The sequence below is a fragment of the Streptomyces sp. CA-249302 genome (assembly GCF_050936785.1).
Lineage (GTDB): Bacteria > Actinomycetota > Actinomycetes > Streptomycetales > Streptomycetaceae > Streptomyces.
The window spans coordinates 5,693,179-5,718,238 of record NZ_JBNJMG010000001.1 but is presented as its reverse complement, the minus strand read 5'-3'; the positions used below and the strand labels follow the sequence as shown (position 1 = coordinate 5,718,238).

Below are 25,060 nucleotides of genomic sequence, written 5' to 3'. Positions count from 1 at the left end.
GTCAGGGCCCGGCCATCCGCCTCCCTCTCCCGGAGCCTCCACCTTGCGCAAGCGCACCCTTCTGCTGACCACCGCCCTCACCAGCGGCCTGCTCACCGCCTTGCCCTTGACCACGGCCTCCGCAGCCCCCTCGGGCCTGCCCGGCGACTTCAACGGCGACGGCTACCGCGACCTGGCCGTCTCGGCCCCGCTGGCCGCCTCCGGCTCCGCCGACCACGCCGGCGCCGTGCTCGTCACCTACGGCTCCGCGAGCGGACCGAAGGCCGCGGGCGCCAAGGTGATCTCGCAGAACACGAGCGGCGTCCCCGGCACCTCGGAGTCCGGCGACTCCTTCGGCGCGACCACCGCGACGGGCGACTTCAACAGCGACGGCTACGCCGACCTCGCCGTCGCCGCCCCGAACGAGACCACGACCGCGGGGTCCGTCGCCGGTGCGGTGACCATCCTGTGGGGCTCCAAGTCCGGGCTGTCCGGCGGCACTTCGCTCACCCCGCCGACCGCGGACAAGCCGAAGTACTTCGGCCGGACCCTCGCCGCGGGCGACTTCGACGGCGACGGCCGCACCGACCTCGCCGTCGGCGCGGACAACTACACCGGCATCTCCCTCTACCTCGGCGGCACCGGCAAGGGCGCCACCTTGTCCGGCCGTACCGGCTTCTCGCCGGGCACCCTGGTCAAGACCACCGGCATCCGCAGCCTGACCGCCGGCGACATCAACGGCGACGGCACGGACGACCTGGTGATCGGCGGTGACGGCGGCCAGACCTACCGGCAGCTGGTCTACCTGTCCCCGGGCGGCTCCGCACGGACCTACGTCGGCGATGCCGCCCAGGGCGGCTCCGCCGCGGTCGGCGACGTCGACGGCGACGGCTACGACGACATCGTCACCGGCCTGTACGGAGACTCGCGGGCCGACCAGCCCACCTCCCGGCTCGGCGGCAGCGTCACCGTGACGTACGGCTCCGCGAACGGCCCGGACACCTCCCGCACCCCCGTCACCATCTCCCAGGACACGCCCGGCGTGCCGGGCGCGGGCGAGGCGGGCGACTGGTTCGGCGACTCGGTGGCGCTCGGCGACATCAACGGCGACGGCCGCGCCGACCTCGCCGTCGGCGCCCCGCACGAGTCGATCGGCAGCGCGACCGACGCCGGTACGGTGACGATCTTCCCGGCGACCTCGAAGGGGCTGTCGCCCGCCACCTCGTACAGCTACGGCCAGAACACCGCGGGCGTGCCGGGCACCGCCGAGCGGGGCGACCACTTCGGCACCGCGGTCCGGCTGGCCGACACCAACCGCGACGGCAGGGCCGACCTGGCCGTCGGCGCTCCGGGCGAGAACGCCGGTGACGGCACCCTGCTGTTCCTGCGGGGCGCCTCGACCCGGCTGACCACGAAGAACCTGGTGGGCTTCGGCGCGGGCTCGGTGGGCCTGGGCGCCCACCCCCAGCCGGAACTGGGTTCGCCGATCACCGGCTGACCGGCGCCCGGCGGACGGACGTACCCGAAGAGCCCTGTGGCAACCCCTCGGGCCCCTGAGAGATCCCGCGCAGAACCCCCATGGGGCCCCTAGGGGATGTCACAGCTCAGCAGCAAAGCCGGGCCCGAAACGCCGGGCCCGGCACGTCACTCTCCGGGACCAGGTACGTTCGAAGGCGTGGCAGGATTCAGGATCGGACGCGGCGGCCGGAACAACGGCGCTCCGCAAACGCGACCGCAACACCCCCCGTACGGACAGCAGACGCCGCAGGGCCCGTCGTACGGCTACCCGCCGGCGCCGCAGCCCGGGCCGCAGCAGTACGGCAACGGGGCCGGCGGCGGCCAGTGGCCGCAGGGCGGCAACGGGGGCGCCCAAGGGGAGCCGGAGTACTTCGGCGACGGCGGCGGCTACCCGCCGCAGGGCGGCCCGGACCCGTACGCGGCCAACAACCCGGGCCACACCCAGGCGTTCTCGGTCGGCCAGGACCCGTACAACCAGGGCGGCACGTACCGCGCCGGCTCGGCCCAGGCGCCGTCCGGCCCGATCGGCCCGCGCCTGCACTGGAAGGACCTGCTCCGGGGCATCGTCCTCGCCCCGAACCAGACCTTCCTCCAGATGCGGGACTACACGATGTGGGGCCCGGCCCTCATCGTCACCTTCCTCTACGGCCTCCTCGCCGTCTTCGGCTTCGATGGCGCCCGCAAGGACGCCATAGACGCCACCCTCGCCAACGCGGTGCCGATCGTCCTGACCACCGCGGTGGCGATGGTGCTCTCCGCCTTCGTCCTCGGCGTGGTCACCCACACCCTGGCCCGCCAGCTCGGCGGCGACGGCGCCTGGCAGCCCACGGTCGGCCTCTCCATGCTGATCATGTCCCTCACGGACGCCCCCCGCCTGGTCGTCGCCATGTTCTTCGGCGGCGACGCGAGCTTCGTCCAGCTGCTGGGCTGGGCGACCTGGGTGGCGGCGGGCGCCCTGCTGACGCTGATGGTCTCCAAGTCCCACGACCTTCCGTGGCCGAAGGCCCTGGGCGCGTCGGCGATCCAGCTGATCGCGCTGCTGTCGATCGTGAAGCTGGGTACCTTCTAGCGTCTGCTTCTAGCGTCTGGCGACGTCAGTGGCAGTGCCCGCGTCGGCCGAGGGTCTCTTCGGGGCCCGCGCCGGGGCGGGTCCACTGCGGCACGGGGCGGCTGGTCGGCCCCCAGCCGGCGTTCCCGTCGGCGTCCGAACGCCAGGACCAGCAGGCGTCGCGGCCCTCGGGCCAGCCTTCCGGCTTGTCCTCCCACCTCTCGCCACGGCCGTACGGCGTCATGTCGAGCAGCCCGAGCGCCCCGTTGACCCGCTCGTTGCCGCGGCCCGTCGTGGAGTAGGTCAGGAAGACGCGGTCGCCGTCGCGCAGGTAGGAGGTGAGGTACCCCATGCTCCCGCCGGCCGGCCCGTCCACGCCGCGCACCGAGTACCAGGGCTGCGGGTAGCCCATGAACTGGACGTAGTCGGCCACCTCGTCCCACGGCCCGGTGGTCAGCACGGCGAACGACACCCCGCGGGCGTTGAGATAGACGGCGTCCTGCAGATGCCAGGCGGTGGTGGTGCAGCCCTCGCACTGTCCCTGGTGCGGCGCACCGTCGTACCACATGTGCTTGTACACGACGAGCTCGTCCCGCCCCTGGAACAACTCCAGGAACGGCACCGGCCCCTGGGCCCCGACGACCTCGACGGCCCCGTCGAACTCCACCATCGGCAGCCGCCGCCGGGCCGCGGCGATGGCGTCCCCCTCACGGGTGTGCGCCTTCTCCCGAACCAGCAGCTCGTCCCGGGCGGCCTGCCAGGTGTCGAGGTCGACGATGGGCGGGTTACTCATGGTGTCCTCCGACAAAGGTCTCGACGCTCTACGACGGTCACCGTGCTCGACGCTCTACGACGGTCACCGGAACAGACTCCCGCCCCGGCCGAAACTCATCGCGGACCCGAAACCGAACACCGAAGGACTGGACGCGCCCCCTCAGCTCAGAGCGCTTCCTTGTTCACCTTGACCGACTCCCCGGACCGGCTCACGGGCGGCAGCACACTCCAGGCGTCGTTGACCGAATGAGGGAAGTCGCAGGCGCTGCATTACGCGGGTCGGCTGTGTAGCCCCACCAGCGAAAAGACCCCCGGATCATCGGTCCGGGGGTCTTTCGACACCAACGGCTGACACCAACCGCCAGGGCCGCGTCAGGTGGCGTGAAGCGGGCACCGCTCGTCGGCTGCCAGGTGAACGGCCCCCTGCCAGACGTAGAAGCCGCCGTCCAGCCATCCGGTGCCTCCGCAGGCGCAGAGGGCGGGGTCGAGAGAGAGGCGCACGCCAACGCTGTAGTGCGCGCCCTCAGGGGCCTTGCTGGAGTCGTTGGAGCAGGAACAGGGGACAGACTCGCCGGGCTTTCCGGTCACGGAACCATCATCGGTCGTTAGGCAGGTGCCGGAACAGGTCGGGCAAGGCTCTTGTACGAGGGCGAGGGCGGATCGACTCGACATGGCTTCGACTCCTTCGAATCGGACGGGCCAACTTTCACTGCTCTGCGCTCTTGCCCCAACGGGCCACGGTCGCGCGGGAGATCCCGGTGAGCTCGGCAAGGCGGCGATAGGGGACGCCGGCACTGACGGCTTCGAGGATCAGGGGGCGGAGACTAGCGTCCAGTCGCTCCAACTCAGCGGCGAGACGAACGCGTTCTTGTCCAGGTTCGACGAGCTGCCGTACGGCCTTGGCCCGCGAGTCTTCGGGGGTGGTAGGAGGCTCGTCCGCTGCGGGGAGCTGGGCTGTATGGGGCGGTCGTTGTGCGATCTTGGGCCGTTGCCGATTTCGACGGGTGGACATGTCTCCATGTTGCCATACTGTCTCACCTGAGACAATACGTCGCACTGAAGACGTATATGCCAATTTGGGATGCCGGTAAAAGCCCAGCTCGGAGAGATGCCGTCTTCCTCTGCAGGCCATGGAGCATGAGAACTGTTACAGGTTTCTTTACCTCATCAAGGGCCCGCGCAAGCGCGGGCTGGCCCCTTGGACCCGGCCCCTCTGCGCCTTCGGCGCCGGGGCCGTGCCCCTGGGGCCGCAAGCGAGTTCCGGCCCTGAGTAGAAACCTGAACGGGCAAGACCACGGTCAGAACGATGCCTCCGGCGGGGGATCGGCCGGCACCGGGATGGAGGGGGCGCCGTTCGCGAGCGCGGGTCCGTAGTGGCGTGCGCGGGGAGCTCCCATCCCGTCCGCCATCGACCCAGGCAGAGCCGAGCAGACGCGGCCCATGGCGTCCAGGTCGTTCGTACAGTGGCGCGCTCCACCTGGACGCCATGAACCACGCCCGCTCCACATGCGTGTGGGTCGACGGCGGACGGGATGGGAGCTGGGGAGAGTGGTGGGTGGAGGGAGTGGCGTAGGTGCGAGTCAGAACGCTTCTTTAGACGGAGTGATCGGCTCGCCCGACTTACGCACTACAGGCAAAACGCTCCACGGGAAGTTGATCCAGTCGTCGGTCCGCTTCCACACGTACTCGCACTTCACCAGCGACTGCGACTTCTCGTAGATGACGGCGGAGCGGACTTCCGCGACCGTGTCGAGACAGAAGTCCCGTACCAGCTTGAGCGTCTTGCCCGTGTCGGCGACGTCGTCGGTGATGAGGACCTTCTTGTCGGAGAAGTCGATGACGTTCGGGACGGGCGCGAGCATCACCGGCATCGAGAGGGTGGTCCCGACGCCCGTGTAGAACTCGACGTTCACGAGGTGGATGTTCTTGCAGTCCAGGGCGTAGGCGAGCCCGCCGGCCACGAAGACGCCGCCCCGGGCGATGCTGAGCACGATGTCGGGCTCGAAGCCGTCGTCGACGATGGTCTGCGCGAGTTCGCGTACGGCGGTGCCGAAGGCCTCGTAGGTGAGGTTCTCGCGGACGGCGCTCATACCTGCGTCCGGTGGAAGTTGAGGTAGGACCGGGAGGCGGTGGGCCCGCGCTGCCCCTGGTACCGGGAGCCGTACCGGTCGCTGCCGTACGGGAACTCGGCCGGCGAGGAGAGCCGGAACAGGCACAGCTGCCCGATCTTCATGCCCGGCCACAGCTTGATCGGGAGGGTGGCGAGGTTGGAGAGCTCGAGGGTCACGTGACCGCTGAAGCCGGGGTCGATGAACCCGGCGGTGGAGTGCGTGACGAGCCCGAGCCGCCCGAGGGAGGACTTGCCTTCGAGGCGTGAGGCGAGGTCGTCGGGAAGCGTGATGACCTCGTACGTCGAGGCGAGCACGAACTCACCGGGGTGGAGGATGAAGGGCTCGTCGCCCTCCGGCTCCACGAGCCGCGTCAGATCCGCCTGCTCGACGCTCGGATCGATGTGCGGGTACCGGTGGTTCTCGAACACCCGGAAGTACCGGTCCAGCCGCACGTCAACGCTCGACGGCTGCACCATGGTTTCGTCGAAGGGATCGATCCGCACTCGCCCGGCGTCGATCTCGGCCCGGATGTCCTTGTCTGAGAGAAGCACGCCCCGAGGATACGCAAGACGCGCGGACCGAGGACAATCGCCTGATCCGCGCGCCTTGATGTGTATTGCCATCTATTGGCAACTATCGCCGGTGGTTACGACTACTGCCGCCACCGCATCCGATCGCTACTGCTTCTGATCGCTAATGCTTCTCAAGGCTGACCGGCACGACGCTGCGAAGCCGGGCACACCGTGGGCACCTCACCAGCCGACCAGGGCCGAGCCGCTCGGCCTGCTGCATCGGGAACGACGCGGTGCTGAACACGTGCCCATCGGCACAACGGACGACGGTGCGCTCCATCAAGTCCATGAGTCCCTTCCCCAAGAGCCCCGTCCGACTGCTCTCCAGCGGACGACAAATGCCACATTACGGGATCAAAGGAACGACTCTCCAGGCGGCACTCCGACCTCGCCCGGACCCTCTCCCACGTCTCCACCGTACGCCCCAACTCCGGCCCCCCGCAGCCCTGTCACACCCCCTTAACGCACCCAGACCCCACGGCTTCAGCGCCGGGGGTCTGGCATGAGGTAAGGTGACAACGCGTTCCGACACCGGTCCCGACCGGCGTCTTACGCGGGTGTAGTTTAATGGTAGAACATCAGCTTCCCAAGCTGAGAGCGCGAGTTCGATTCTCGTCACCCGCTCTTTTTGAAGCCCCAGGTCAGCGGCCTGGGGCTTGTGCGTTGGCGGAGGGTTTCTCCGCAGGAACAGGCCGGTGGGTACACGAAGATTGGGCACGTGGAGGGCACGGGTTCTCGGCGGTCATGGCAGCCTCACCGGATCTGACCGCGAACGGCACCTTTGACCTGCGGTTTCACCGCATCAACCACATCGGTCCCGGCTGCGAGCCCTCAGCCTGCCCATCCCTCTGCAAACGCGACGGATGGCGTGTGCGGACATCACAGCCCTGTTGGTTGCCCAACTCGTGCCCGGTGGACAGGACTTCAACGATCCGGCCGCGGTACAGCACCCCGCTCAGGCGATGTCGTGGATGTTGTGCTCGGTCAGGTCGGATGCGTGCCGGGAAATGGCGCGGTAGTCGGCGTCGTCGTGCAGGACGGCCAGTCCGTGATGGGCTGCGGTCGCGGCGATGACAAGGTCCACCGCCGAAGCGCTGCGGTGCTCCCCGGCCCGAGCCATCCGGTGTTGCACTGCGCTGATCCAGCGCCCCGCGTTCTTCGGTACCGACACATCGGGGTACAGGTCGGTGAACATCTCCGCGATCTCGTCGTACTCGCGTCCGTTCCGGGCGCTGTGGAGGAATTCGGCGCGCTGCACGTAGCAGGACGCGATGGCCCCGGCGTCGATCGCGTCGTACCAGGCCGATTGCAGTTTCGGGTCGCGGAGCAGCCGGACCAGGCACGATGTGTCGAGCAGGTAGATCACCGGCTGTTCTTCTCCGCCTGGTGCAGGCGCTCGGCGTCCTCGACGGCACCCCACTCACGCGCACGTTCGAAATGGCGGCTGATGCGCGCGGCACGCTCCTGCTGCTCGGCGTAGAAGTGCAGAGCGAGATTGACGGCCTCCTTCTTCGTCCTGACCTTGGACAGAGCCATCGCACGTTCCAGGGCGTCATCGTCGATGTCGATCTGGGTTACAGACATACATCGCCTCCCTTGCAATGTTGGTGATGTACATAGAAGGGTATGTCACCAACATTCGCGGGTCCAGGCATGCATGTCGGATCCCGGCATGCACAGCTGCGAAGGACGATGGAGCCCGCAACCCGATCCATGCAACCAGCCCAGGAAGAAGCCATCTGCACAGGTCAGAGCCGTAGAGCCTGCCCAAGCGCCGTCGCTTCCCAAGCTGCGCGGGTTCGATTCTCGTCACCCGCACCAGCAAAACCCCCAGGTCATCGGCCGCGGGGGGGGGGTGTTGTCCAGGCCAGCCTGGAGTTGCCGTGGCGGGCGTCCGTTCTCGTCACCGTCCACGACCGCGTCTGTGCTGCCCCGTTGACCGGGCAGAGCCAGCGGCGCCGCACCGCTCGTCCGGCCGCTCTGGAGGTCGAGGGTGTGCTCTGCCGTCCAGAACCGGCGGGATAACACCTTCTGCTCGTCCGCCATCGCTTCCCAAGCTGAGAGCGCGAGTTCGATTCTCGTCACCCGCTCTTATGAAGCCTCAGGCCACCGGTCTGGGGCTTGTGTATTGGTGGGCCGTTTCGGCGTTCTTGCCGGCGCCCTTGGATCCGAATGGGCGCGTGGAGGGCACGAGCACCTTGGGCGGAAGGGGACGGACGTTCGGGTCGTAGCCGATCAGTGCCGTACCACTGGCGCGCAGCCGTCGAACGGTGGCATGGATGCGCTCACTGGCCGGTGGTGTCCAGGAGGCGACCGAGTCGAAGTTCGGTACGGCGGTCTCCGGGGGAACGTGGGCGGCCTCGACCTGCGTCCACTGCCAGTCTGCGGTGCCCTCCAGGTAGAAGCGGTGCCCTCCAGGTAGAAGGCGTAACTCGCCTGCCCCTCCGCGTCCATGGAGACGTCAGCCGGCGTGGTGGGTTCGGTCGCTGCGGAGACGTACGCCAGGTCGATGCCCTCGGCGGTGGTGTGGGCACGCAGGATCCGGCCGAAGGCGTTGTCGGCCAGCCGTGCCATGAGGGCGCAGCGGTGTCCCAGCCGGGCCAGGCCGACGGCGACGTTGAACGGGCTGCCGCCGGGCCGGGCGCGGTAGTCGCCGGGCGCGCCGAGTTGGACCGGATCGATGAGGGCCTACCCGATCACGGTCACGGCCGGGCGCCGTCCCGTTGCCTGGTCCGGTTCAGTCGTGGCGGGGGCCTCCGGCCGGGATCTCGCCGGAGCCCCGCTGGACCAGCCGGGTCGGCACGGTGACGGTGCGGGTGGGGGCCGGGTCGCCGTCCAGTCTGCGGAAGAGCATCTCGGCGGCTGTCCTGCCCATCTGCTCGACGTCCTGGGCGATGACGGAGATGCCGGGGCTGAGGATGTCGGCGAGGGGGAAGTCGTCGAAGCCGAGATGGGCGACGGTGTCTTGCAGGCCGAGGCTTCGCAGTGCGCGGACGGCCCCTATGGTGACGAAGTTCTGGCTGGTGAACAGTGCCGTGGGTGGGTTCGGCAGGGAAAGGAGGTGCTCGGTGGCAGCGACGGCCGCCGCCTCGCTGGACCCCGTGTGTCGGACTATCCCGTCGTCGTACTCGATGTGTGCGACTTCCAGGGCGTGCCGGTAACCGTCGAACCGCTGGGCGGCGGTGGGGATGGACGCCCGGTCGCCGAGGTAGGCGATGCGGCGGTGGCCGCCCTTCAGCAGGTGGTTGACGGCGGTGACGGCGCCCTGCCGGTTGTCGGAGACGACGGCGTCCGCGGCGAGCAGGCCGGCCTCGCGGTCGACGAAGACCATGCAGGTGCCGGTGTGCTGCTCGCTGATCAGGTAGCTCTGGTCGCGTCCCGCAGGGACGATCACGAGCCCGTCGACCCGCCGGTCGATGAGTGCCCTGGCCAACTCCCGTTCGCGGGCCGGGTCCTCGTCGAGGCTGCCGACGAGGACCAGCACTCCGCGTTCCCGTGCCACGTTCTCGACGGTGCGGGTCAACACGGCGGAGAAGGGGTTGGCGGCGTCCTCGACGAGCATGCCGATGGTGGCTGTACGGCCGTCCCCGCGGCGCAGGCTGCTGGCGGTCAGGTTGGGTCGGTAGCCCAGTTTGTCGGCTGCCTCGCGGACCCTGGCCACGATCGCCGGATCGACGGTGGGGACGCCGTTGACCACGCGGGAGACCGTCTTGATGGCCACGCCGGCCAGCGCCGCCACCTCACGCATGGTGGGGCGGCTGCGGGTCGACCGGGGCGGCGACTCGCCCTGAGTCATCGTTGTCTCCAACCGGGTACGCGTTACCTACTCGTTGCGGACGCATGTCTATCAGCCCCTTGACGCCCTCGTCCATACGGGCCCAGTATCCCGTCCAGTCAACGTTGTCTCAGCGTCGGCCAAGGGCCGGGCTCCGAAAGGGATCACGCTATGACCATCTCAATCAGCCAGGTGCCGGGCCGCCGCCGTCGACGTACCCGGGCGGCGGCGATCGGCGTCACCGTGTGCCTCGGCGCCACGCTGGCAGCCTGCGGCTCCTCCGACGGAAGCTCCTCTTCCTCCGCCTCGGGCGGCAGCGGCAAGGTGGGGGTCTCGCTGATCCTGAAGACGCTCACCAACCCGTACTTCGTGAGCATGGAGAAGGACGCCAAGACGCAGGCCGCCAAGGACAACGTGGGTCTCACGGTGGCGGCGGGCAACACCGACGGCGACACCCAGACCCAGATCACCGCCATCGACAACGCCATCGCGCGCGGCGACAAGGGCATCCTGATCACCACCAACGGCGACGCGGTGAACACCGCGCTGAACCGCGCCAAGCAGTCCGGCCTGTTCGTGATCGCCCTGGACACCGCGCCCAACCCGGCGAGCGTCGCGGACATCACCTACGCCACCGACAACGAGCAGGCCGGCAAGCTCGACGGCCAGTACGCCGCCGCCGCCCTGAACGGCAAGCCCGCGGTCATCGCCATGCTCGACCTGTTCAACAACCAGGTCGTCTCCGTCGACATCAACCGCGACCACGGCTTCCTGGAAGGCATGGGCATAGACCCGGGCAGCAAGACCGAGAACGGCAAGGAAGCCAAGTCCGGCAAGTACACGGGCGGCAAGGGCGGCACGTACACCGTCGCCTGCCACCAGCCCACCCAGGGCGCCATCGACGGCGGCCGCACCGCGATGGAGAACTGCCTGTCGGCCAACCCGAACATCAACGTCGTCTACGCGATCAACGAGCCCGCGGGTGAGGGCGCGTACAACGCGCTGAAGGCGGCCGGCAAGGAGAAGAACGTCGCGATCTACGCGATCGACGGCAGCTGTGCCGGCCTGAAGAACGTGACCAGCGGTGAGTTCGCCGCCGACGCGGTGCAGTACCCGGGCAAGATGGCGGCCCTCGGCGTCAGCTCGATCGCCAAGCTGGCCCGCGGCGGCAGCAAGCCCAGCGTGACCAACGGCAAGTCGTTCTACGACACCGGCACCGCGCTGGTGGCCGCGAAGTCCCTGGACGGCCTGACCGTGCAGTCCCCGTCGCAGGCCGCCTCCGCCTGCTGGGGCAGCTGACACCGCCTGAGCCCGGTGCGACGCCGGAACCCGGCACGGCGCCGGCGTCGCACCCGCTCCGCCCGAGCCCATGAGCCCGTACCGGGGACGAAACCGGAAGGACCCCCTGTGACCACTCACGTGGACAGTCAAGCCACACCGGCACCGGCGGAGGAGTTCCTCAACCGGCCCGCCACCCCCGCCCAGCGCATCCACTCGGTACTGCACCGTCAGCCGGCCCTCAGCCCGGCCATCGTCCTGGTGCTCGCCGCCGTCGTGTTCTCCCTGGTGAACGAGCGCTTCTACGCGTTGCAGAACCTGTCGCTGGTCGTCCAGCAGGTGGCCGTCATCGGTTCGCTGGCCGTCGGGCAGACGGTCATCATCCTCACCGCCGGCATCGACCTGTCGATCGGCGCGGTCATGGTGCTCGCCTCGCTGCTGATGTCGAAGCTCGTCGCGGACAACCACTGGCCCGGGGTGTTCGCCCTGCTGGCCGGGGCGGTCGTCGCGATAGCCGCCCAGGCCGTCAACGGGTTCCTGGTGACCAAGGTCAAGCTGCCGCCCTTCATCGTCACACTCGGCACACTCAGCGTCTTCACGGCGATCACCCTGATCTACGCCAAGGGCCAGACCGTCTCCCTGCAACCGGGCAACATCCTCATGTGGAGCGGCGAGACCGTCTCTCTCGGGCAGCTGAACCTGACCAACGGCGTCCTGCTCATGATCGCCCTGTACGCGGTGGTCGGCTACGCCCTGCGCTACACCGCCTGGGGACGCCACCTGTACGCGGTCGGCGATGACATCGAAGCCGCCCGCCTCGCCGGCATCTCCGTCAACCGTGTGCTGCTCAGCGCCTACATGCTGGCAGGGTTCACCATCGCGGTGGGCGCCTGGGTCCTCATCGGAAGGGTCGGCGGCGGCGACCCCAACAGCGGCCTCAACGCCAACCTGCAGTCCATCACCGCCGTCGTCATCGGCGGCACCAGCCTGTTCGGCGGACGCGGCGTGGTCTTCGGCTCGCTGATCGGCGCGCTGATCGTCCAGGTCTTCGTCAACGGCCTCGCGCTGGCCGGCATCGACCCCAACTACCAAGTCCTCGCAGTCGGCGTCCTGGTGATCGCGGCTGTCTCCGTGGACCAGTGGATCCGGAGTGTGAAGTCGTGACGACCGCCACCGCCCCCGTTCTCGAAGCCAAGGGTCTGGTCAAGGTCTTCGGCCGGGTCGTCGGCCTGAACGACGTCGACCTCAGCCTCCACCCCGGCGAGGTCCTCGCCGTCATCGGCGACAACGGCGCCGGCAAGTCCACCCTGATCAAGTGCCTTTCCGGGGCCCTCGTCCCGGACCGGGGCAGCATTCTCGTCGACGGCAAGGAGGTGAACTTCAAGCGCCCGCAGGACGCCCGCGACGCCGGCATCGAGACGGTCTACCAGACCCTCGCCGTGGCCCCTGCCCTGGACATCGCCAGCAACCTCTTCCTCGCCCGCGAGATCCGCCGCAAGGGCGTGCTCGGCTCGGTGTTCCGGATGCTCGACAACGGCGAGATGAAGAGGCAGGCCGCCGACCACATGAAGCGGCTCGGCATCGGCACGCTGCAGAACATCGGCCAGGCGGTGGAGACGCTCTCCGGAGGCCAGCGGCAGTCCGTGGCGGTCGCCCGGACGGCGGCGTTCGGCGGTCGCGTGGTGATCCTCGACGAACCCACCGCCGCCCTCGGTGTCCGTGAGACCGGACAGGTCCTCAAGCTCATCCGCGACCTGCGCGACCAGGGTCTGGGCGTCATCCTGATCAGCCACAACATGCCCAACGTCTTCGAGGTCGCCGACCGTATCCACATCCAGCGGCTCGGCGGCCGTGCGGGTGTCATCACCCCGCAGTCGCACTCCATGGAGGACGCGGTGGCCATCATGACGGGCGCGAAGAAGCTCGCCCCCGAAGCGAGCTGAAGGGGATACCAGGGGAATGACCGCCGAGTACCGGATCGCCGAGGACCGTCTCGGCGGCGAACCCACCCTTGTCGTCTCCGCGCCGGACGGTTCCACGTGCGCCGTCCTCGCCCTGCGCGGCGCGACGCTGCTGAGCTGGCAGGTGAGGGACGGAGCCCGGCTGCGGGAACTGACGGACGGCTACCGCGACGAGAAGGAACTGCTGTCCCAGGACGGCGTACGGGCCGGCCTGCTGGCCCCGTTCCCGAACCGCGTCGCCGACGGCCGCTACCGCTACGACGGACACGACCACGACCTGCTGCCCGGCCGCCGTACGGACCGCCTGATCTACCACGGTTTCGCCCGGGAGACGCCGTTCGAACTCGTCCACACCACCACGACGGCCGACTCCGCCCGCCTGCTGCTGCGGAGCACGAGCATCAGACCGGGGCGCTACCGCGGTTACCCGTTCGCCCTCGACCTGGAGGTGGAGTACACCGTCAGCGGCCGGGAGTTGAGCGTCGTGATCCGCGCGACGAACGTGGGCGACACCACCGCCCCCTACGCGGCGGGCTGGCACCCCTACTTCACCCTGTCGTGTCCCGTCGACGACCTGGTCCTGCACATCCCCGCCCACACCCTGATCCGCACCGACGCGTCCCTCGTCCCCCTGCACGGCGAGGACGGCCGGATCCCCCTGGACCGTTGCCCCGACATGGACTTCCGGACGCCGAGAAGACTGGGCGACGCGGTCATCGACGCCTGCTTCGCACACCTTTCCCCAGGCCCCGACGGCCGGACCGAGACCGTACTGAGCGACCCGGCGACCGGTGCGGAACTACGGGTGTGGCAGTACGGCGGCTACCTGCACGTCTTCACCGGAGACACCCTGGCACGAGACCGCCGCACCTCCATCGCCCTGGAACCCGTCGAGGCCACGACCGACGCCTTCAACCGCCCGGAACACGCCGCCGGCCTGGCCCTGGAACCCGGCCGACACCGCCTGTTCCGCTTCGGCGTCAGGTACGCGTCCTCGGGAAACGCGCATCCGCGAAACGGCCGGCCGTCGACTTCGTGATCGAGACGGCACCGCACGCACAGAGCCTCGGTACTCGACGGAAACGGGCTGTCGCCTTGCCTCGGGCACCAGGCTGCACGCCGCGGAGATCGAAGCCGGCCTCACAGGTGAGGCTCTTCGTGACCTTTCGAATCGGCGTAGAGGCCAGCTACCCGTGTGCAGTCGCGACGGCTCCGCTCAGCCCTTCAGGGCGGACAACCACGGTCGGCAGCGGCGCCACCAGGCCCCCACACGAGTAGCAGTTCAACGGATCTGCGCAGGCCAGAAGGTACGAGGCCGCCCAAGCGCCGTCGCTTCCCAAGCTGAGAGCGCGAGTTCGATTCTCGTCACCCGCTCCACTGTGAACCCCAGGTCAATGACCTGGGGTTTGTTTGTTGTTCAGCCCAGTTCGAGGGCGGCGTGGGCGATGAGCCTGCCGTTCTCGCCCAGTGCCTTGCCCTCGGCTGTCTCGTGCGGCGCCCGAAGGCGCCCACTCCCAGGGCGGAGCGATGTGATCACTGCGGTGCTACGGAATGCGGAGCAACGGCGCGGGACATCGCCGGTCGAGCCGGCGGGCGTGACGGCTGCCGAAGTGGTGGGCATTCGCGCGCAGCACCGTGCCGTGGCGCATTCGTGGCGGGACGTCCGGCACGGTCCGGATCTCCGCATGCGCTGCCCCTCAAGCCGGAGCTCCTGGTGGTCAGGCCGCCGCGTTCAGCAGGTCGGCCGGCATGTCGGCCGGTTCCAGGGCGATGAAGTGGCCGGCCTTCGGGACCTGTGTGAAGTCGGCGGTCGGCAGCAGCCGCTTGTTGGCCTCCGGGTCGGAGGGCCTGGACCAGTCCTTCTCGCCGTAGACGAGGTGGACGGGGCCTTGACCTCGGGGTAGCGCGAGCGGGCCGCGATGAGGCTGGGCAGGGCCTGGTACACGCCTCGCGCGACGGTCGGGTAGCCGGGGCGCCCGCCGACCTTCAGGAGTTCGCCCACGCCGGGCGCGAGGACACCGCCGACCACCACACGGACGAGGAGACCGGACCGGGCGATTCCGCCGGGGAAGTCGTAGGTGTTGACCGCGGCCACGCGCCGTACCCGCTCCGGCAGATCGGCCGCGCTGGTCAGGGCGAGCACCGCCCCCATGGACTCTCCGACCAACGTCACGCCGTTCAGGTCGAGTTCGGTCAGGAGCCGCTCGATGCCCGCGCGCATGGCCGGCTCGTCGTACGACGCCCCGGGCACGATCTCGGAGTAGCCCATCCCCGGCAGGTCGAGGGCGTACACGGTCTACCGGTCCGCGATCAGCGGGATGAGGTGGCGGAAGTGCTCGGCCTGCGTGCGCACGCTGTGCAGCAGAACAACGGGGGCTCCGGTGCCCGCCTTGAGGTAGCACAGCTGGCCCTCGCGCCGACTCCTTGTGTGCGATGGGGCACCAAACGGCCACGGCTCTCCCCGGAGAACGAGAAACCGATCGCCTTCCATCAAGGAAAACCGATCAGTTTCCGAGCGTGAGCCGAACCGCCGAAGACCACGAGCAGCTCGCCGGCATCCGTGCCATCCACCCGCCCGCGCAGGCGGACCTCGGCGCCGTCGAGATCACACCCTCAACCCGCGGACCTCACCGCACTGGCGCACGTGCGCCATGTCTTCCCCCGGGTACCGACCGGGCGCACACTGCGTCGTGTGTTCCGCCGAATCCTGGTCGCCTACGACGACTCCCCAGGCGCACGCACGGCGCTGGAGCGGTCGGTCGGGCTGGCGCGCCTGTACGGGAGTGAGCTGATCGCCGTCGCCGTGGAGGCGCATCTGCCGTATGACGAGGAGCCGGCCGAGGGGACGGCGGGGAACCTGGCGATCGAGGCACGTGCCTGTCACCGCTGGCTGGCCGACGCCAGGCGGTACGCCGCGGGGCACGGGGTTGCCTTCGACGGCGAGACCCATGCCGGGCACCCGGCTCAGGAGATCGTCCGCGCCGCCGAGCGGCACCGGGCGGACCTGATCGTCGTCGGGCACAGCGGCCGCTCCTCGGTCTGGGGCCGGTTCTTGGGCTCCACCGCCGAGAAGGTCAGCCGCCACTCGCCTTGCTCGGTGCTGATCGTGCGCTGAGAGTCTTGGCCTCAACGGTGCCGCCAATCCCGCACAACAACCGGGAATCAGCGGATCTTCTCAGGTCAGATTGCATACGACTACGAAAGCGCCGTCGCTTCCGAGGTCGAGAGCGCGAGTTCGATTCTCGTCACCCGCTGCCGTCCAGACCTTTCTGACGACTACACGCCTCGGGACAGGGTCGTCCCGCCGAGGAAAGGAGGCTTGCGGAGTGAGTCAGAACACGCCCTTGTAGCTCTGCCAGCCGGTGGCGAGTTCGGTGCGGCCGCCGAAGGAGCCCTTGCCGTTGCCGTTGTTGCGGTAGAGGACACCGGAGGTGTCGCGGGAGACGAGGTCGGCCCTGCCGTCGCCGGTGATGTCACCCACGCCGACGATGACGTTGTACGAGGCTCCCCAGTCGTTGAAGACCTTCACCCGGCTCTTGAACTTGCCCGTCGCGGTGCCGTCGTAGCGCCACAGCTCGTTCGACTTGTCCTGCGCCAGCAGGTCGCCGTGACCGTCGCCATTGAGGTCGCCGGCACCCACGATCTTCTTGTAGCCGGTCCACTTGGACGCGATCTTCGCGCGCGCCGACAGCTTGCCCGTGCTCGTCGCCTTGTACAGGTAGACGTCCCCGGTGGATGCCTGACGGACGATCAGGTCCGCGCGGCCGTCACCGCTGACGTCCCCGGGCGAGGTCAGCACGTCGTACTGTGTCCAGCCGCTGGTGGCCAGCGAGGTGTACGGCGTCGACGGGGTCACCGCCGCCCCGCAGGCAGGCCGGTAGGCGCGCAGCGCGCCGCTGCCGTAGCGAACGAGGACGTCGTTGCACCGGTCGCCGTTCAGGTCGCCGAACGGTACGAACTTGGCGCTCGTCGGCCAGCCGGAGCCGGTCTTCTTGCCGTTCAGTGTCCCGGTGCCGGTGCCGTACCGGTACGTCAGTCCGCCCGAGCCGTTGAGGGTGAGCACCTCGCCGAAGCCGTCCGCGGTGGCGAAGTCCCGTCGGACCGGGGTCGCACCGGTGACCTTCAGGGTGCCGGTCTTCGTCAGGGCCGCGCCCTCGCCGTCGGCCGGGGTCGCGGTGAGCGTCCAGGCGTAGGCCCCGTTGGCGACCAGCCTGCCGGCCGTGTCCTCGCCGTTCCACGACGCCTGGAGCACACCCTGTGCGGTGCCGCCGGTCAGGGTGCGGACGGTCGTACCGGTGGCCTTGTTCTTCAGGACCAGCTTCCAGGAGGCGGCCGCCTTCGACAGCCACCAACGGGGGTTCCAGGCCGCGCTCTTGACGTCGACCGAGCCGGCTGCGGAGGTGTCGAGCTGGGTCAGTGCCGAGACAGGGACGCCGCTGGACACCACGTGGGTGTTCTGCTTGCTGTCGACGTACGCGATCAGGCCGGTGTACGGGTCGACGTCCCAGGGCTCCCCGCCGGAAAGAGTGGCCACGGAGTGCGTCACCGGTGTGCCGCCGCGGACGTCGGTCACCTTCAGCTCGCCGCCCGCCTCGGTGACGACGAACCCGTCGCCGAGCCCGGCGGTCCCCCAGGCGCCCTCGGTGAGGGTCAGCCTGGTCTTGGTGACGGTGTCGTAGACGCCCTGGCCCTCACCCGAGCCGACGCAGGACCACAGCAGCCAGCGCCCGACCGCCTGCAGGTTCTCCAGCAGGCACTTCGAGAACCAGACCGGGTCGCCCTTGGCGCCGGTGCGGACGTCGACCGGAACAGCGCCGTCATTGCCATCCCGCACCCACAGGGTGGTGCCCCACATCGTCATGCCGTGGGTCGCCGAAGTGCGCACGGTGGCACCGGTGTCGAGGTCGACCACCCTGGTCTCCGAACCAGCGGCGTCGGTGTACTCGGTGGCCATCGCGACATGCCGGCCCTTGGCGTCCCAGACCCGGACGTAGTCGTGTGTGGCGTCGACGGCCGTGCCGGGGGTCGAGCCGGTCGGCTGGACGGCCCTGGGGACCGGGTCGCCGTCGGTCTCCCACACGTTCCAGATCACCGTACGGCCGTCCCCGGTGCCCAGGAGGTAGGGCGAGGCGTCGGTGCTGACCCCATGGGAGGTGCGGGTGCCGGCCGTGAGGGTGTCGCCGGTGGTGCCGATGTCCCGGCTGTACAGGTAGGTGCGGCCCTGGTCGCGGTCGAGTTCCGTGACGGTCAGGCGGCCGTTGTCCAGGGTGAGCCGCTGCACCGGGTCGGCGATCGGGCTCAGCACGGAGGAGGCGATCTTCTGGGCCACGGGGGTGCCGTCGGCGCCCGCGCGGACCAGGGTCACGCCGAAGTCGGCGGTGTCAGCGGCGCTGCCGGGCACCAGCAGGCCACCGTCGGGGGTGGGGACGGCGAGGGCGAAGCTCCGCGAGCGGGCCAGCACGGTCTTGGTGGTCGAGCCGTCGGGGGCGAGCGCGTCGACGCGCCAGACGGGCAGGCCGCCGTCCTGGGCACCGAGCGAGGAGTCGTAGCGGGAGACCAAAAGCTGGTCACCGACCATGCCCAGAAGATGGGTCGCGACGTCGGCCTGCAGCGGCACCGTGCGGACGGCGGTGGTCAGGTCGTCGCGGGAGTACACGGAGACGGTGCCGGAGCCGTCCCACGCCACCAGGTGGGTGGCGGTGAGCACCGTGCGCCCCGTGGTGCTGATGGTGGGGTTGTACGGCAGCTCGACCAGCCTGCCCGCGTCGGCGTCGAGCCAGCCGCTGCGCAGCTTGCCGTCGATCCAGTACTGGACGACCACGCCGTGGGCGTCGCCCACCGGGGAGTTGCCGGAGTTCAGCATGGTGATGCCGTCCGGGACGCCCACCGCCGCGCGGTCGCGCACCGTGCCGTCGTCCTGAAGGTCGAGCAGGTGGAACTTGTAGCCGCTCGACGAGGCGGTGGTGACGACGGTCCGCCCGAGCGTCCCCTGGTAGGTGTGGCCGGTCGGGAGCGCGATCGTCGTGGCTGCCCCGCCCGCGCCCATGTCCCGCAGGGTCACGGTCCGCGCGTCCTCGTCGTAGCGGGCGACGACATCCGAACCGGCGCCGAACTCCGGCATGCCCCGGACCTCGGTGGCCGAGGCGTCCACCACCGTGTCCTCACCGACGTAGGTGGTCCACACATGGCCGCGCCCGGGTTCGTAGCGTAGGAACCCCGACGGGCCCGCGCTGAACAGATAAGTGCCGGGGGCCAGGGACGTCGACGCCGGGATGACCGCCTCGGTGCCCGCGGCCGCGTGCGCGTCGAGGGCCAGCGGTCCGAGACCGACGGCCAGGGTGAGCGAGATGGCGGCGGCGATACCGCCACGAATGAGGGCACGTCTGCCCACTTGGTTCCTCCACGGGAGTGCAAAGAGAGGACACTTGCACGATCAAGACTCGGCAAAGGGCGACAAGGTTGTGGTCGCAGAAAGGTCAGAAGGACGTCAGCTCAAGTCGCCCCTGGACTTCCCCGCGCACCCGAGTGTCAGACCCTTCCGTCATGCTCTGCCCATGCTGATTGCGACCAACGGCCGGGGCGATGTGGTGCAGAGCCCCTCGGAGCCGGCCATAGGAACGATGCTCGCCGGCCTGGAGCAGGGCGATCACCTCATCCTTGAGCGGCAGGACGAGAGCCAGGACGGCCACTGGTACATCCAGGTCTGGTTCCGCGACCACGACACCTACCAGCTCGAGTACCGCGACGGCGTTCCCGCGGAGCACTACCAGACACAGGCGGAGTCGCAGGACGAGGTTCTGCAAGCACTCCTCAGCTGGGTGGCCGGCAAGCCCGCCCGGCAGGAGGGCTTCACGTGGACCAACATCGGCCACTGGTTCACGCCAGACCCCGAAGGCGAGTGTCCGACTGCGTGACAGCGCACCGCGCTGTCGGACCATCGAGTGTTCAGACCTTCAGCATGTCCTCGCCCGCGTCACCTCGGGCGTGTGTCAGTTCTGGTCGGACGCGTCGCCGTAGACGTTGCCGGGGCTGATCACCTGGGTGATGGCCCGGCCGAGCAGGGTGCTGGGATTCTCGCCGTTCGAGGGGATGTCGGTGTTGAGCAGGATCACCATCGTCGCCTTCTGGGCGGGCAGGTAGACCGTCAGGCTCTGGTAGCCGGGCAGGGAGCCCGCGTGGCCGATCCACCCGTGGTTGATGTCGATGCCCAGCCCGTAGGCGTCACCCGGCGCTCCGGTGGGCTGCGCGTCGAGGCGCTCCGCCTGGGTCTGCGGGGTCAGCAGTCCGCCGGTCGCGGCGTTCTCCGCCCAGGAGCGCATGTCGTCGAGGTTCGAGATCATCGCGCCGGCCGCCCAGCCCCAGCTGGGGTTGAAGTGCGTGGCATCCGCCACCGTGCCGTCCGGTGTCTGGTCGGTGTAGCCGTGGGCGTGCGGCCGCGGGAACTCCGCCGCCTTGGGCAGGAAGGTGTGGTCCAGGCCGCTCGGCCGCGTGATCAGGTGCCGGATCACGTTCCTCAGGGGGCGGTGGGTGACCTTCTCCACAACCAGGCCGAGCAGCACGGTGTTGGTGTTGGAGTAGTCGAACTGCGTGCCCGGGGGGAACAGGTTGGGGTGCTCGAAGGCGATGCGGAGCAGCTCACGCGGCGACCACTGGCGGTGCGGCTCGGTCGCCAGCAGGTGCTGGAAGTCCTCGTCCTTGGTGTAGGCGAACAGGCCGCTGCGCATGTTCGCGAGCTGACGCAGCGTGATGTGCTCCCCGTCGGGCACTCCGTGGACGTACGCGGAGATCGGGTCGTCCAGGCCGACCTTGCCGCGGTCGACGAGCTGGAGCAGCGCGGTGACGGTGAAGGTCTTGGTCTCGCTGCCGATCCGCATGTTCAGGTCGGTTCGCATCGGGGCGCGGTCCTTCGTGTCCGCGACGCCGAAAGCCCGCACGTAGCGCGGCTGTCCGGGCTTCCAGACGCCCACGATCACTCCGGGGACACCGGCGTCGGCGGCCGTCCGCCGGATCACCCGGTCCAGTTTCGCCGCGGTCGCTTCCCAGGGCTGTGACGCGGCGACGGATTCCCTGGGAACCGGTACGGCCGCCGCGGGAGTGGCAATCGGGGGCAGAGCGGCCGCCGCGCAGGCAGAGATGACCATGGCGATGCTGAGCAGGGCAGTTCGGCCCGTCCGGATGCACATGCGTTCCAGGTAAGTTCCTCCGGGTCCTTGCCCGCAGCGCCACGCCGCCCCCCGGCGATCATTCATCCGAACGCCTCGGGCCTGCTCCGCGGAGAACTCCCACAGGCCCCGGGCTGATCTACGTCGGACGACTCCGGACCCCGAAACGCCACGCGACCACCTGCGCGCCTGCGCATACGTGCAGCGCCCCGAAGCGCCCGTGAGGTGGGGAGCCGGTGGTCGATGCGGCTGGACGGGTGCAGTTCGGCGGCCGAGTCCGGCGACCTCCGACCGGAGCGACGCGCCGCCGGATTATATGAGTCTGCGTCTCGGCGCGGGGCGTGCCGGCGTCCTCCATGGCCCCGGATCCGACGAATGAAAGAGCGCAATGGCAGAGCGCGACCCTCGCAACCGCACTGGCCGCCGCCCGCTACTACGCGGGCTCGCCGCTGCCGTGCTCGCGGCCGGCATGCTGGTGGCCTCGGCGGGACCGGGACACGGAGCCGGCGCGGCCACTGCGGCGCCCGGCGCACAGTTCACGCCGTTGACGGCGGCCGTGATGACCGAACCGACGCCGTTCGTCGCCACGGACGGCAGGACGCACCTCTCGTACGAACTGCTCACCACGAACGCACTCTCCAGCAGCACGCCGGTGCGGCTCGACCGTGTCGACGTCCGAGACGCCCACACGCACCGGGTCGTCGGCTCGCTGAGCGGGCAGGCGCTGGCCGACGCCGCCAATCCGGTGGGCGACCCCCTGCCGGGTGCGGACGCGTACACCCCGGCGCCCCCGGGGCCGACACCGACCGTCATCCAGGGCTCCCAGAAGTGGATCATCTGGCTCGACCTGGTCCTCGACCGCGGTCAGCCGGTGCCCAAGGTCCTCGAACACCATCTCTCGGGTGCCGTCCTGGTCCCCTCAGGCCCCTCCGCGTTCGAGGAGACGGTGCAGGCCACCCGGACCGGCCGCACCCCGCCGTTGAACCTGGACCCGCCGGTCCGCCCCGGCACCTGGTACGCCAGCGAGTCGTGCTGCGGCAACACCCACCACCGGCGCGGCCTCGGCCCGATCAACGGCCGCTTCTACGTGCCGCAGCGCTTCGCGATCGACTGGTACCGGGTCGGCAGGCAAGGGCAGACCTGGGAAGGCGACCCCGCTCGGCTCACCAGCTACCTGAGCTACCGGCAGCCGGTCGTGGCCTCGGCCGGCGGCCGAGTGGTGGAGGTCCAGGACGGGGTCCCGGACAACACGCCGCCCCTCACGCCGCCCATCCCGCCGATCGAGAACACGGTCGGCAACCACGTCACCGTGGAAGTCGCGCCGGGCCGCTATCTGCTCTACGCCCACATGAAACCCGGCTCGCTCAGGGTTCGGGAGGGCGATCACGTCGAAAGCGGCCAGGTCCTCGGGCTGATCGGCAACAGCGGCAACTCGACCACGCCGCACCTGCACTTCCAGGTGATGACCACGGCCGAGTTCTTCCCGACCGACAGCCCGCCGTTCACCTTCCGGCAGTTCCGCGTCCTCGGCCAGGTCGAACCCCGGCTCTGGGACGACAACATGGGCGTGCAGCCGACCGGCGTCCTGCCGATCACGCCCTCGCCGTACGAGGGCCGTCACCAGGCGCGGTATCCGCTCGACCGCGAGGTACTGGAGTTCTGAGCAGGCGAAAGCGAGAGCCCGGCCGATGAGTGGGCGGGCTCTCGCTTTCGGGGCTTCGGGGCGTTCGGGGCGGAGGGGTGGTCGCCGTTACGCGGGCAGCGCCGCCTCGCGGCGGGCGCGGCGGCCGGCGATCAGGCCGCCCAGGGCGCCGAGGGAGACCAGGCCCATGCAGGCCGCACCGATGATGCCCTTCGCCCCGTCCATGGTGAAGTACAGGGCCGCGGCGGTACCGCCGTTGAAGAGGAACAGGAACCACAGGGTGCCCGGGCGGCCCAGGAACGCCTTGATCTTCGGCTTCTTCGTGATCCGCGAGCCGGCGATGAGCGCGACGACGCCACCACCGATGGTGGCCGCCGTCTTGGCCGTGCCGTCGAAGACGGCTCCCGCTCCGCCCGCGCTCGCCGCGAGGCCCACGGCGAAGAAGCTCCAGAGAATCAGGTCGGCGACGAACTTCTTGACGGTGGCCATGGGATGTTCCTCTCGGGCACGGCGTATGCGGGGCGGTGGGCGGATCCCTCTTCGATCCGCTCACTACGATCCCGTCTCCCGCCCGGCCCGCCGAGGGTGTGCCCTCCCGAGGCCATGGTGTAGCGGGCTACACCATTTCGCCTCGACCGCCCCGCTCGGGGACCCTGACTGGCAGGATCCGCTTCCGTCCGGATCACAGACGGCACATGCCCCGAAAGCATGTCCTGGAAGGCGGAGCAGCGTACGTGCGCACATGGATGAGCTTGGGTGTCGGTCCGGGGACGGGCCGGGGAATGGACGAGCGCGCGCACGCGCGGCAGCGGTGGGCGGCGCGGGTCTCGTTGACGAGTGCGGGGCTGGCACTGATCGCGCCGCTCGGAACGGCTCCGTCCGGCGGAGTGGCGCTCGTGGCGGCCGGGGGAGTGTCGGTCGCCGTGAGTCTGGTGGCGGTGTGGTGGGCGCTCACCCGCCGCGGGTGGTTCCGGACCGCCGCGGTGGGGCTGGCCGTCGCCGCCCCCGCCGCCGCGATCGCACTCTTCGTCGCGGCGCATCTGCTCTGGCTCCTCTTCCTGCTGCTGGGGCTGTGGGGGCTGGCCGTGTGGGCCGGCAGGTTCGCGCTGTCCAGCACGCAGTCGCAGGTCGTACGGGTCGTGGAGTACGAGACGCCGCCTCCCGCGCGGCCGTTCCTCATCATGAACCCGCGGTCGGGAGGCGGGAAGGTCGAGCGGTTCGGGCTCGCGGCGAAGGCGGAGAAGCTGGGCGCCCGGGTGCATCTGCTCGACCCCGCCCGGCCGGACGGCCCGGAGGACGTCGCCGCCGTCGCACGGGACGCGATCGCCGGGGGCGCCGACCTGCTCGGCGTGGCCGGCGGGGACGGGACGCAGGCGCTGGTCGCGGCGGTCGCGGCGGAGCACGACATACCTTTCCTGGTGATCTCCGCCGGTACCCGCAACCACTTCGCGATGGATCTCGGGCTCGACCGGGACGACCCGTCGACCTGCCTGGACGCGCTCACCGACGGCGTCGAGATCCGCGTCGACCTCGGCTTCGCGGGCGGCAACCCCTTCGTGAACAACGCGTCGTTCGGGGCGTACGCCGCGATCGTGCAGAGCGCGGAATACCGCGACGACAAGGTGCGTACGACGCTGGATCTGCTGCCCGAACTGCTCACCCGGGAGAAGGGTCCCCGGCTCACCGCGCATCTCGCCGGCACGGCCGACCCCGCCGGCGTCGTCCTCGACTCGCCCCAGGCGGTCCTCGTCAGCAACAACCCCTACCGCATGGACGACATCGCCGGTCTCGGCAGACGCGAGCGGATGGATCTGGGGGTGCTCGGCGTACTCGGCATCAAAGTGGACGGCGCGGCCCAGGCCGTCGGGCTGCTGCGCGGGCGCCAGGCCGAAGGGCTCACCTCGGCCACCGCGCGGGAGGTCGTGGTGGACGCCGACCAGGACGCCATCGCGGTCGGTGTCGACGGCGAGGCCCTGATGCTCACCACCCCCGTCCGCTGCCGCGTCGAGCCGGGAGCCCTGCGGGCACGCGTGCCGCGCACCCGTCCCGGCGTACCGGCGGCCAAGCCGGCCCTGGACTGGCGCCGGCTGCGCAAACTGGCGGCACGGGTCGGGCGTACCGCGCTCCCCCGAAACCGGTGGGCCCGACGATGAAGTCCCGGTCCGGTGGCCGACGTCGACGACGACCGTGCGGGCGGTGACCGGCAACACCCCGCTGCGGCAGCCACCGGCATGGGTACG

General features: G+C 69.8%; 21 protein-coding genes, 1 tRNA gene and 1 pseudogene. 11 read left to right on the top strand and 12 right to left on the bottom strand.

Going from position 1 to position 25,060, the window contains the following annotated elements:
- Window positions 1-43: 43 nt before the first annotated feature.
- Window positions 44-1,477: an FG-GAP-like repeat-containing protein gene (locus ACQEWB_RS25735; protein ID WP_432834844.1), complete on the top strand. Its 1,434-nt coding sequence runs from the start codon at window positions 44-46 to the stop codon at window positions 1,475-1,477.
- Window positions 1,478-1,573: 96 nt separating this feature from the next.
- Window positions 1,574-2,566 carry a Yip1 family protein gene (locus ACQEWB_RS25730; RefSeq protein ID WP_432834842.1) on the top strand — a complete coding sequence of 331 codons (993 nt, stop codon included), beginning with the start codon at window positions 1,574-1,576 and terminating at the stop codon, window positions 2,564-2,566.
- Window positions 2,567-2,591: 25 nt separating this feature from the next.
- On the opposite strand, the gene ACQEWB_RS25725 is transcribed toward ACQEWB_RS25730, so the two are convergent.
- The 4 genes from ACQEWB_RS25725 to dcd form a co-directional block, all read right to left on the bottom strand.
- Entirely contained in the window at window positions 2,592-3,338 is a 747-nt protein-coding gene (locus tag ACQEWB_RS25725) for a DUF899 family protein (protein ID WP_432834840.1), read from the bottom strand.
- A gap of 353 nt (window positions 3,339-3,691) precedes the next feature.
- On the bottom strand, window positions 3,692-3,820 hold the full coding sequence (locus ACQEWB_RS25720; protein WP_432834838.1) for a hypothetical protein: 129 nt from the start codon (window positions 3,818-3,820) through the stop codon (window positions 3,692-3,694).
- Between the two features lie 1,079 nt (window positions 3,821-4,899).
- Window positions 4,900-5,409 (bottom strand): phosphoribosyltransferase, encoded by a 510-nt coding sequence (locus ACQEWB_RS25715; RefSeq protein WP_432834836.1) that lies wholly within the window; start codon window positions 5,407-5,409, stop codon window positions 4,900-4,902.
- Window positions 5,406-5,981: a dCTP deaminase gene (gene dcd / locus ACQEWB_RS25710; RefSeq protein ID WP_432834834.1), complete on the bottom strand. Its 576-nt coding sequence runs from the start codon at window positions 5,979-5,981 to the stop codon at window positions 5,406-5,408. Before dcd ends, ACQEWB_RS25715 begins: the two co-directional genes overlap by 4 nt.
- A gap of 574 nt (window positions 5,982-6,555) precedes the next feature.
- Here dcd and ACQEWB_RS25705 point away from each other — a divergent pair.
- Window positions 6,556-6,626 (top strand) — tRNA-Gly (locus tag ACQEWB_RS25705).
- A 331-nt stretch (window positions 6,627-6,957) separates the two neighbouring features.
- On the opposite strand, the gene ACQEWB_RS25700 is transcribed toward ACQEWB_RS25705, so the two are convergent.
- The 4 genes from ACQEWB_RS25700 to ACQEWB_RS25685 form a co-directional block, all read right to left on the bottom strand.
- On the bottom strand, window positions 6,958-7,368 hold the full coding sequence (locus ACQEWB_RS25700) for a PIN domain-containing protein (RefSeq protein ID WP_432834832.1): 411 nt from the start codon (window positions 7,366-7,368) through the stop codon (window positions 6,958-6,960).
- Window positions 7,365-7,586, bottom strand: a complete 222-nt coding sequence (locus tag ACQEWB_RS25695; protein ID WP_432834829.1) for a type II toxin-antitoxin system VapB family antitoxin — start codon at window positions 7,584-7,586, stop codon at window positions 7,365-7,367. The genes ACQEWB_RS25700 and ACQEWB_RS25695 overlap by 4 nt, the downstream gene beginning before the upstream one ends.
- Window positions 7,587-8,237: 651 nt before the next feature.
- Window positions 8,238-8,606 carry a hypothetical protein gene (locus tag ACQEWB_RS25690; RefSeq protein ID WP_432844015.1) on the bottom strand — a complete coding sequence of 123 codons (369 nt, stop codon included), beginning with the start codon at window positions 8,604-8,606 and terminating at the stop codon, window positions 8,238-8,240.
- Between the two features lie 133 nt (window positions 8,607-8,739).
- Window positions 8,740-9,798: a LacI family DNA-binding transcriptional regulator gene (locus ACQEWB_RS25685; protein ID WP_432834827.1), complete on the bottom strand. Its 1,059-nt coding sequence runs from the start codon at window positions 9,796-9,798 to the stop codon at window positions 8,740-8,742.
- Between the two features lie 150 nt (window positions 9,799-9,948).
- Here ACQEWB_RS25685 and ACQEWB_RS25680 point away from each other — a divergent pair, with 150 nt between their 5' ends.
- The 4 genes from ACQEWB_RS25680 to ACQEWB_RS25665 all read left to right on the top strand — a co-directional run bounded on the left by ACQEWB_RS25680 (window position 9,949) and on the right by ACQEWB_RS25665 (window position 14,055).
- Window positions 9,949-11,076, top strand: a complete 1,128-nt coding sequence (locus tag ACQEWB_RS25680; protein WP_432834825.1) for a substrate-binding domain-containing protein — start codon at window positions 9,949-9,951, stop codon at window positions 11,074-11,076.
- 108 nt (window positions 11,077-11,184) lie between these two features.
- The gene (locus tag ACQEWB_RS25675) at window positions 11,185-12,219 is read left to right on the top strand and encodes an ABC transporter permease (RefSeq protein ID WP_432834823.1); all 1,035 of its coding nucleotides are present in this window, start codon (window positions 11,185-11,187) and stop codon (window positions 12,217-12,219) included.
- Complete coding sequence (locus ACQEWB_RS25670) at window positions 12,216-12,998, top strand: ATP-binding cassette domain-containing protein (RefSeq protein ID WP_432834821.1); 783 nt, start codon at window positions 12,216-12,218, stop codon at window positions 12,996-12,998. Before ACQEWB_RS25675 ends, ACQEWB_RS25670 begins: the two co-directional genes overlap by 4 nt.
- Before the next feature lie 16 nt (window positions 12,999-13,014).
- Window positions 13,015-14,055, top strand: coding sequence for an aldose 1-epimerase (locus tag ACQEWB_RS25665; RefSeq protein ID WP_432834819.1), 1,041 nt, complete (start codon window positions 13,015-13,017; stop codon window positions 14,053-14,055).
- Between the two features lie 679 nt (window positions 14,056-14,734).
- Here the strand turns inward: ACQEWB_RS25665 and ACQEWB_RS25660 are convergent.
- A pseudogene (locus ACQEWB_RS25660) lies at window positions 14,735-15,507 on the bottom strand (alpha/beta fold hydrolase).
- Window positions 15,508-15,708: 201 nt separating this feature from the next.
- Here ACQEWB_RS25660 and ACQEWB_RS25655 point away from each other — a divergent pair.
- Window positions 15,709-16,131 carry a universal stress protein gene (locus ACQEWB_RS25655; protein ID WP_432834817.1) on the top strand — a complete coding sequence of 141 codons (423 nt, stop codon included), beginning with the start codon at window positions 15,709-15,711 and terminating at the stop codon, window positions 16,129-16,131.
- 216 nt (window positions 16,132-16,347) lie between these two features.
- Here ACQEWB_RS25655 and ACQEWB_RS25650 read toward each other — a convergent pair whose 3' ends face one another.
- Window positions 16,348-19,407: an FG-GAP-like repeat-containing protein gene (locus tag ACQEWB_RS25650; protein ID WP_432834815.1), complete on the bottom strand. Its 3,060-nt coding sequence runs from the start codon at window positions 19,405-19,407 to the stop codon at window positions 16,348-16,350.
- Between the two features lie 163 nt (window positions 19,408-19,570).
- Between ACQEWB_RS25650 and ACQEWB_RS25645 the strand changes: the two genes are divergently transcribed.
- Window positions 19,571-19,930 (top strand): hypothetical protein, encoded by a 360-nt coding sequence (locus tag ACQEWB_RS25645; RefSeq protein ID WP_432834813.1) that lies wholly within the window; start codon window positions 19,571-19,573, stop codon window positions 19,928-19,930.
- 75 nt (window positions 19,931-20,005) lie between these two features.
- Here ACQEWB_RS25645 and ACQEWB_RS25640 read toward each other — a convergent pair whose 3' ends face one another.
- Window positions 20,006-21,199, bottom strand: a complete 1,194-nt coding sequence (locus tag ACQEWB_RS25640) for a serine hydrolase domain-containing protein (protein WP_432834811.1) — start codon at window positions 21,197-21,199, stop codon at window positions 20,006-20,008.
- Window positions 21,200-21,566: 367 nt separating this feature from the next.
- Here ACQEWB_RS25640 and ACQEWB_RS25635 point away from each other — a divergent pair, with 367 nt between their 5' ends.
- Window positions 21,567-22,841 (top strand): M23 family metallopeptidase, encoded by a 1,275-nt coding sequence (locus ACQEWB_RS25635; protein ID WP_432834808.1) that lies wholly within the window; start codon window positions 21,567-21,569, stop codon window positions 22,839-22,841.
- 87 nt (window positions 22,842-22,928) lie between these two features.
- Here the strand turns inward: ACQEWB_RS25635 and ACQEWB_RS25630 are convergent, their stop codons facing one another.
- Entirely contained in the window at window positions 22,929-23,309 is a 381-nt protein-coding gene (locus ACQEWB_RS25630; RefSeq protein ID WP_432834806.1) for a hypothetical protein, read from the bottom strand.
- Window positions 23,310-23,602: 293 nt separating this feature from the next.
- Here ACQEWB_RS25630 and ACQEWB_RS25625 point away from each other — a divergent pair, with 293 nt between their 5' ends.
- The gene (locus tag ACQEWB_RS25625; protein WP_432834804.1) at window positions 23,603-24,973 is read left to right on the top strand and encodes a diacylglycerol/lipid kinase family protein; all 1,371 of its coding nucleotides are present in this window, start codon (window positions 23,603-23,605) and stop codon (window positions 24,971-24,973) included.
- The last annotated feature ends 87 nt before the right edge of the window (window positions 24,974-25,060 follow it).

Coding starts and splice junctions, on each gene's coding strand:
- ACQEWB_RS25695 (WP_432834829.1), bottom strand. CDS start 7,586: ATGTCTGTAACCCAGATCGACATCGACGATGACGCCCTGGAACGTGCG.
- ACQEWB_RS25725 (WP_432834840.1), bottom strand. CDS start 3,338: ATGAGTAACCCGCCCATCGTCGACCTCGACACCTGGCAGGCCGCCCGG.
- ACQEWB_RS25730 (WP_432834842.1), top strand. CDS start 1,574: ATGTCACAGCTCAGCAGCAAAGCCGGGCCCGAAACGCCGGGCCCGGCA.
- ACQEWB_RS25625 (WP_432834804.1), top strand. CDS start 23,603: ATGGACGAGCGCGCGCACGCGCGGCAGCGGTGGGCGGCGCGGGTCTCG.
- ACQEWB_RS25635 (WP_432834808.1), top strand. CDS start 21,567: ATGGCAGAGCGCGACCCTCGCAACCGCACTGGCCGCCGCCCGCTACTA.
- ACQEWB_RS25630 (WP_432834806.1), bottom strand. CDS start 23,309: ATGGCCACCGTCAAGAAGTTCGTCGCCGACCTGATTCTCTGGAGCTTC.
- ACQEWB_RS25665 (WP_432834819.1), top strand. CDS start 13,015: ATGACCGCCGAGTACCGGATCGCCGAGGACCGTCTCGGCGGCGAACCC.
- ACQEWB_RS25715 (WP_432834836.1), bottom strand. CDS start 5,409: ATGAGCGCCGTCCGCGAGAACCTCACCTACGAGGCCTTCGGCACCGCC.
- ACQEWB_RS25640 (WP_432834811.1), bottom strand. CDS start 21,199: ATGTGCATCCGGACGGGCCGAACTGCCCTGCTCAGCATCGCCATGGTC.
- ACQEWB_RS25645 (WP_432834813.1), top strand. CDS start 19,571: ATGCTGATTGCGACCAACGGCCGGGGCGATGTGGTGCAGAGCCCCTCG.
- ACQEWB_RS25680 (WP_432834825.1), top strand. CDS start 9,949: ATGACCATCTCAATCAGCCAGGTGCCGGGCCGCCGCCGTCGACGTACC.
- ACQEWB_RS25685 (WP_432834827.1), bottom strand. CDS start 9,798: ATGACTCAGGGCGAGTCGCCGCCCCGGTCGACCCGCAGCCGCCCCACC.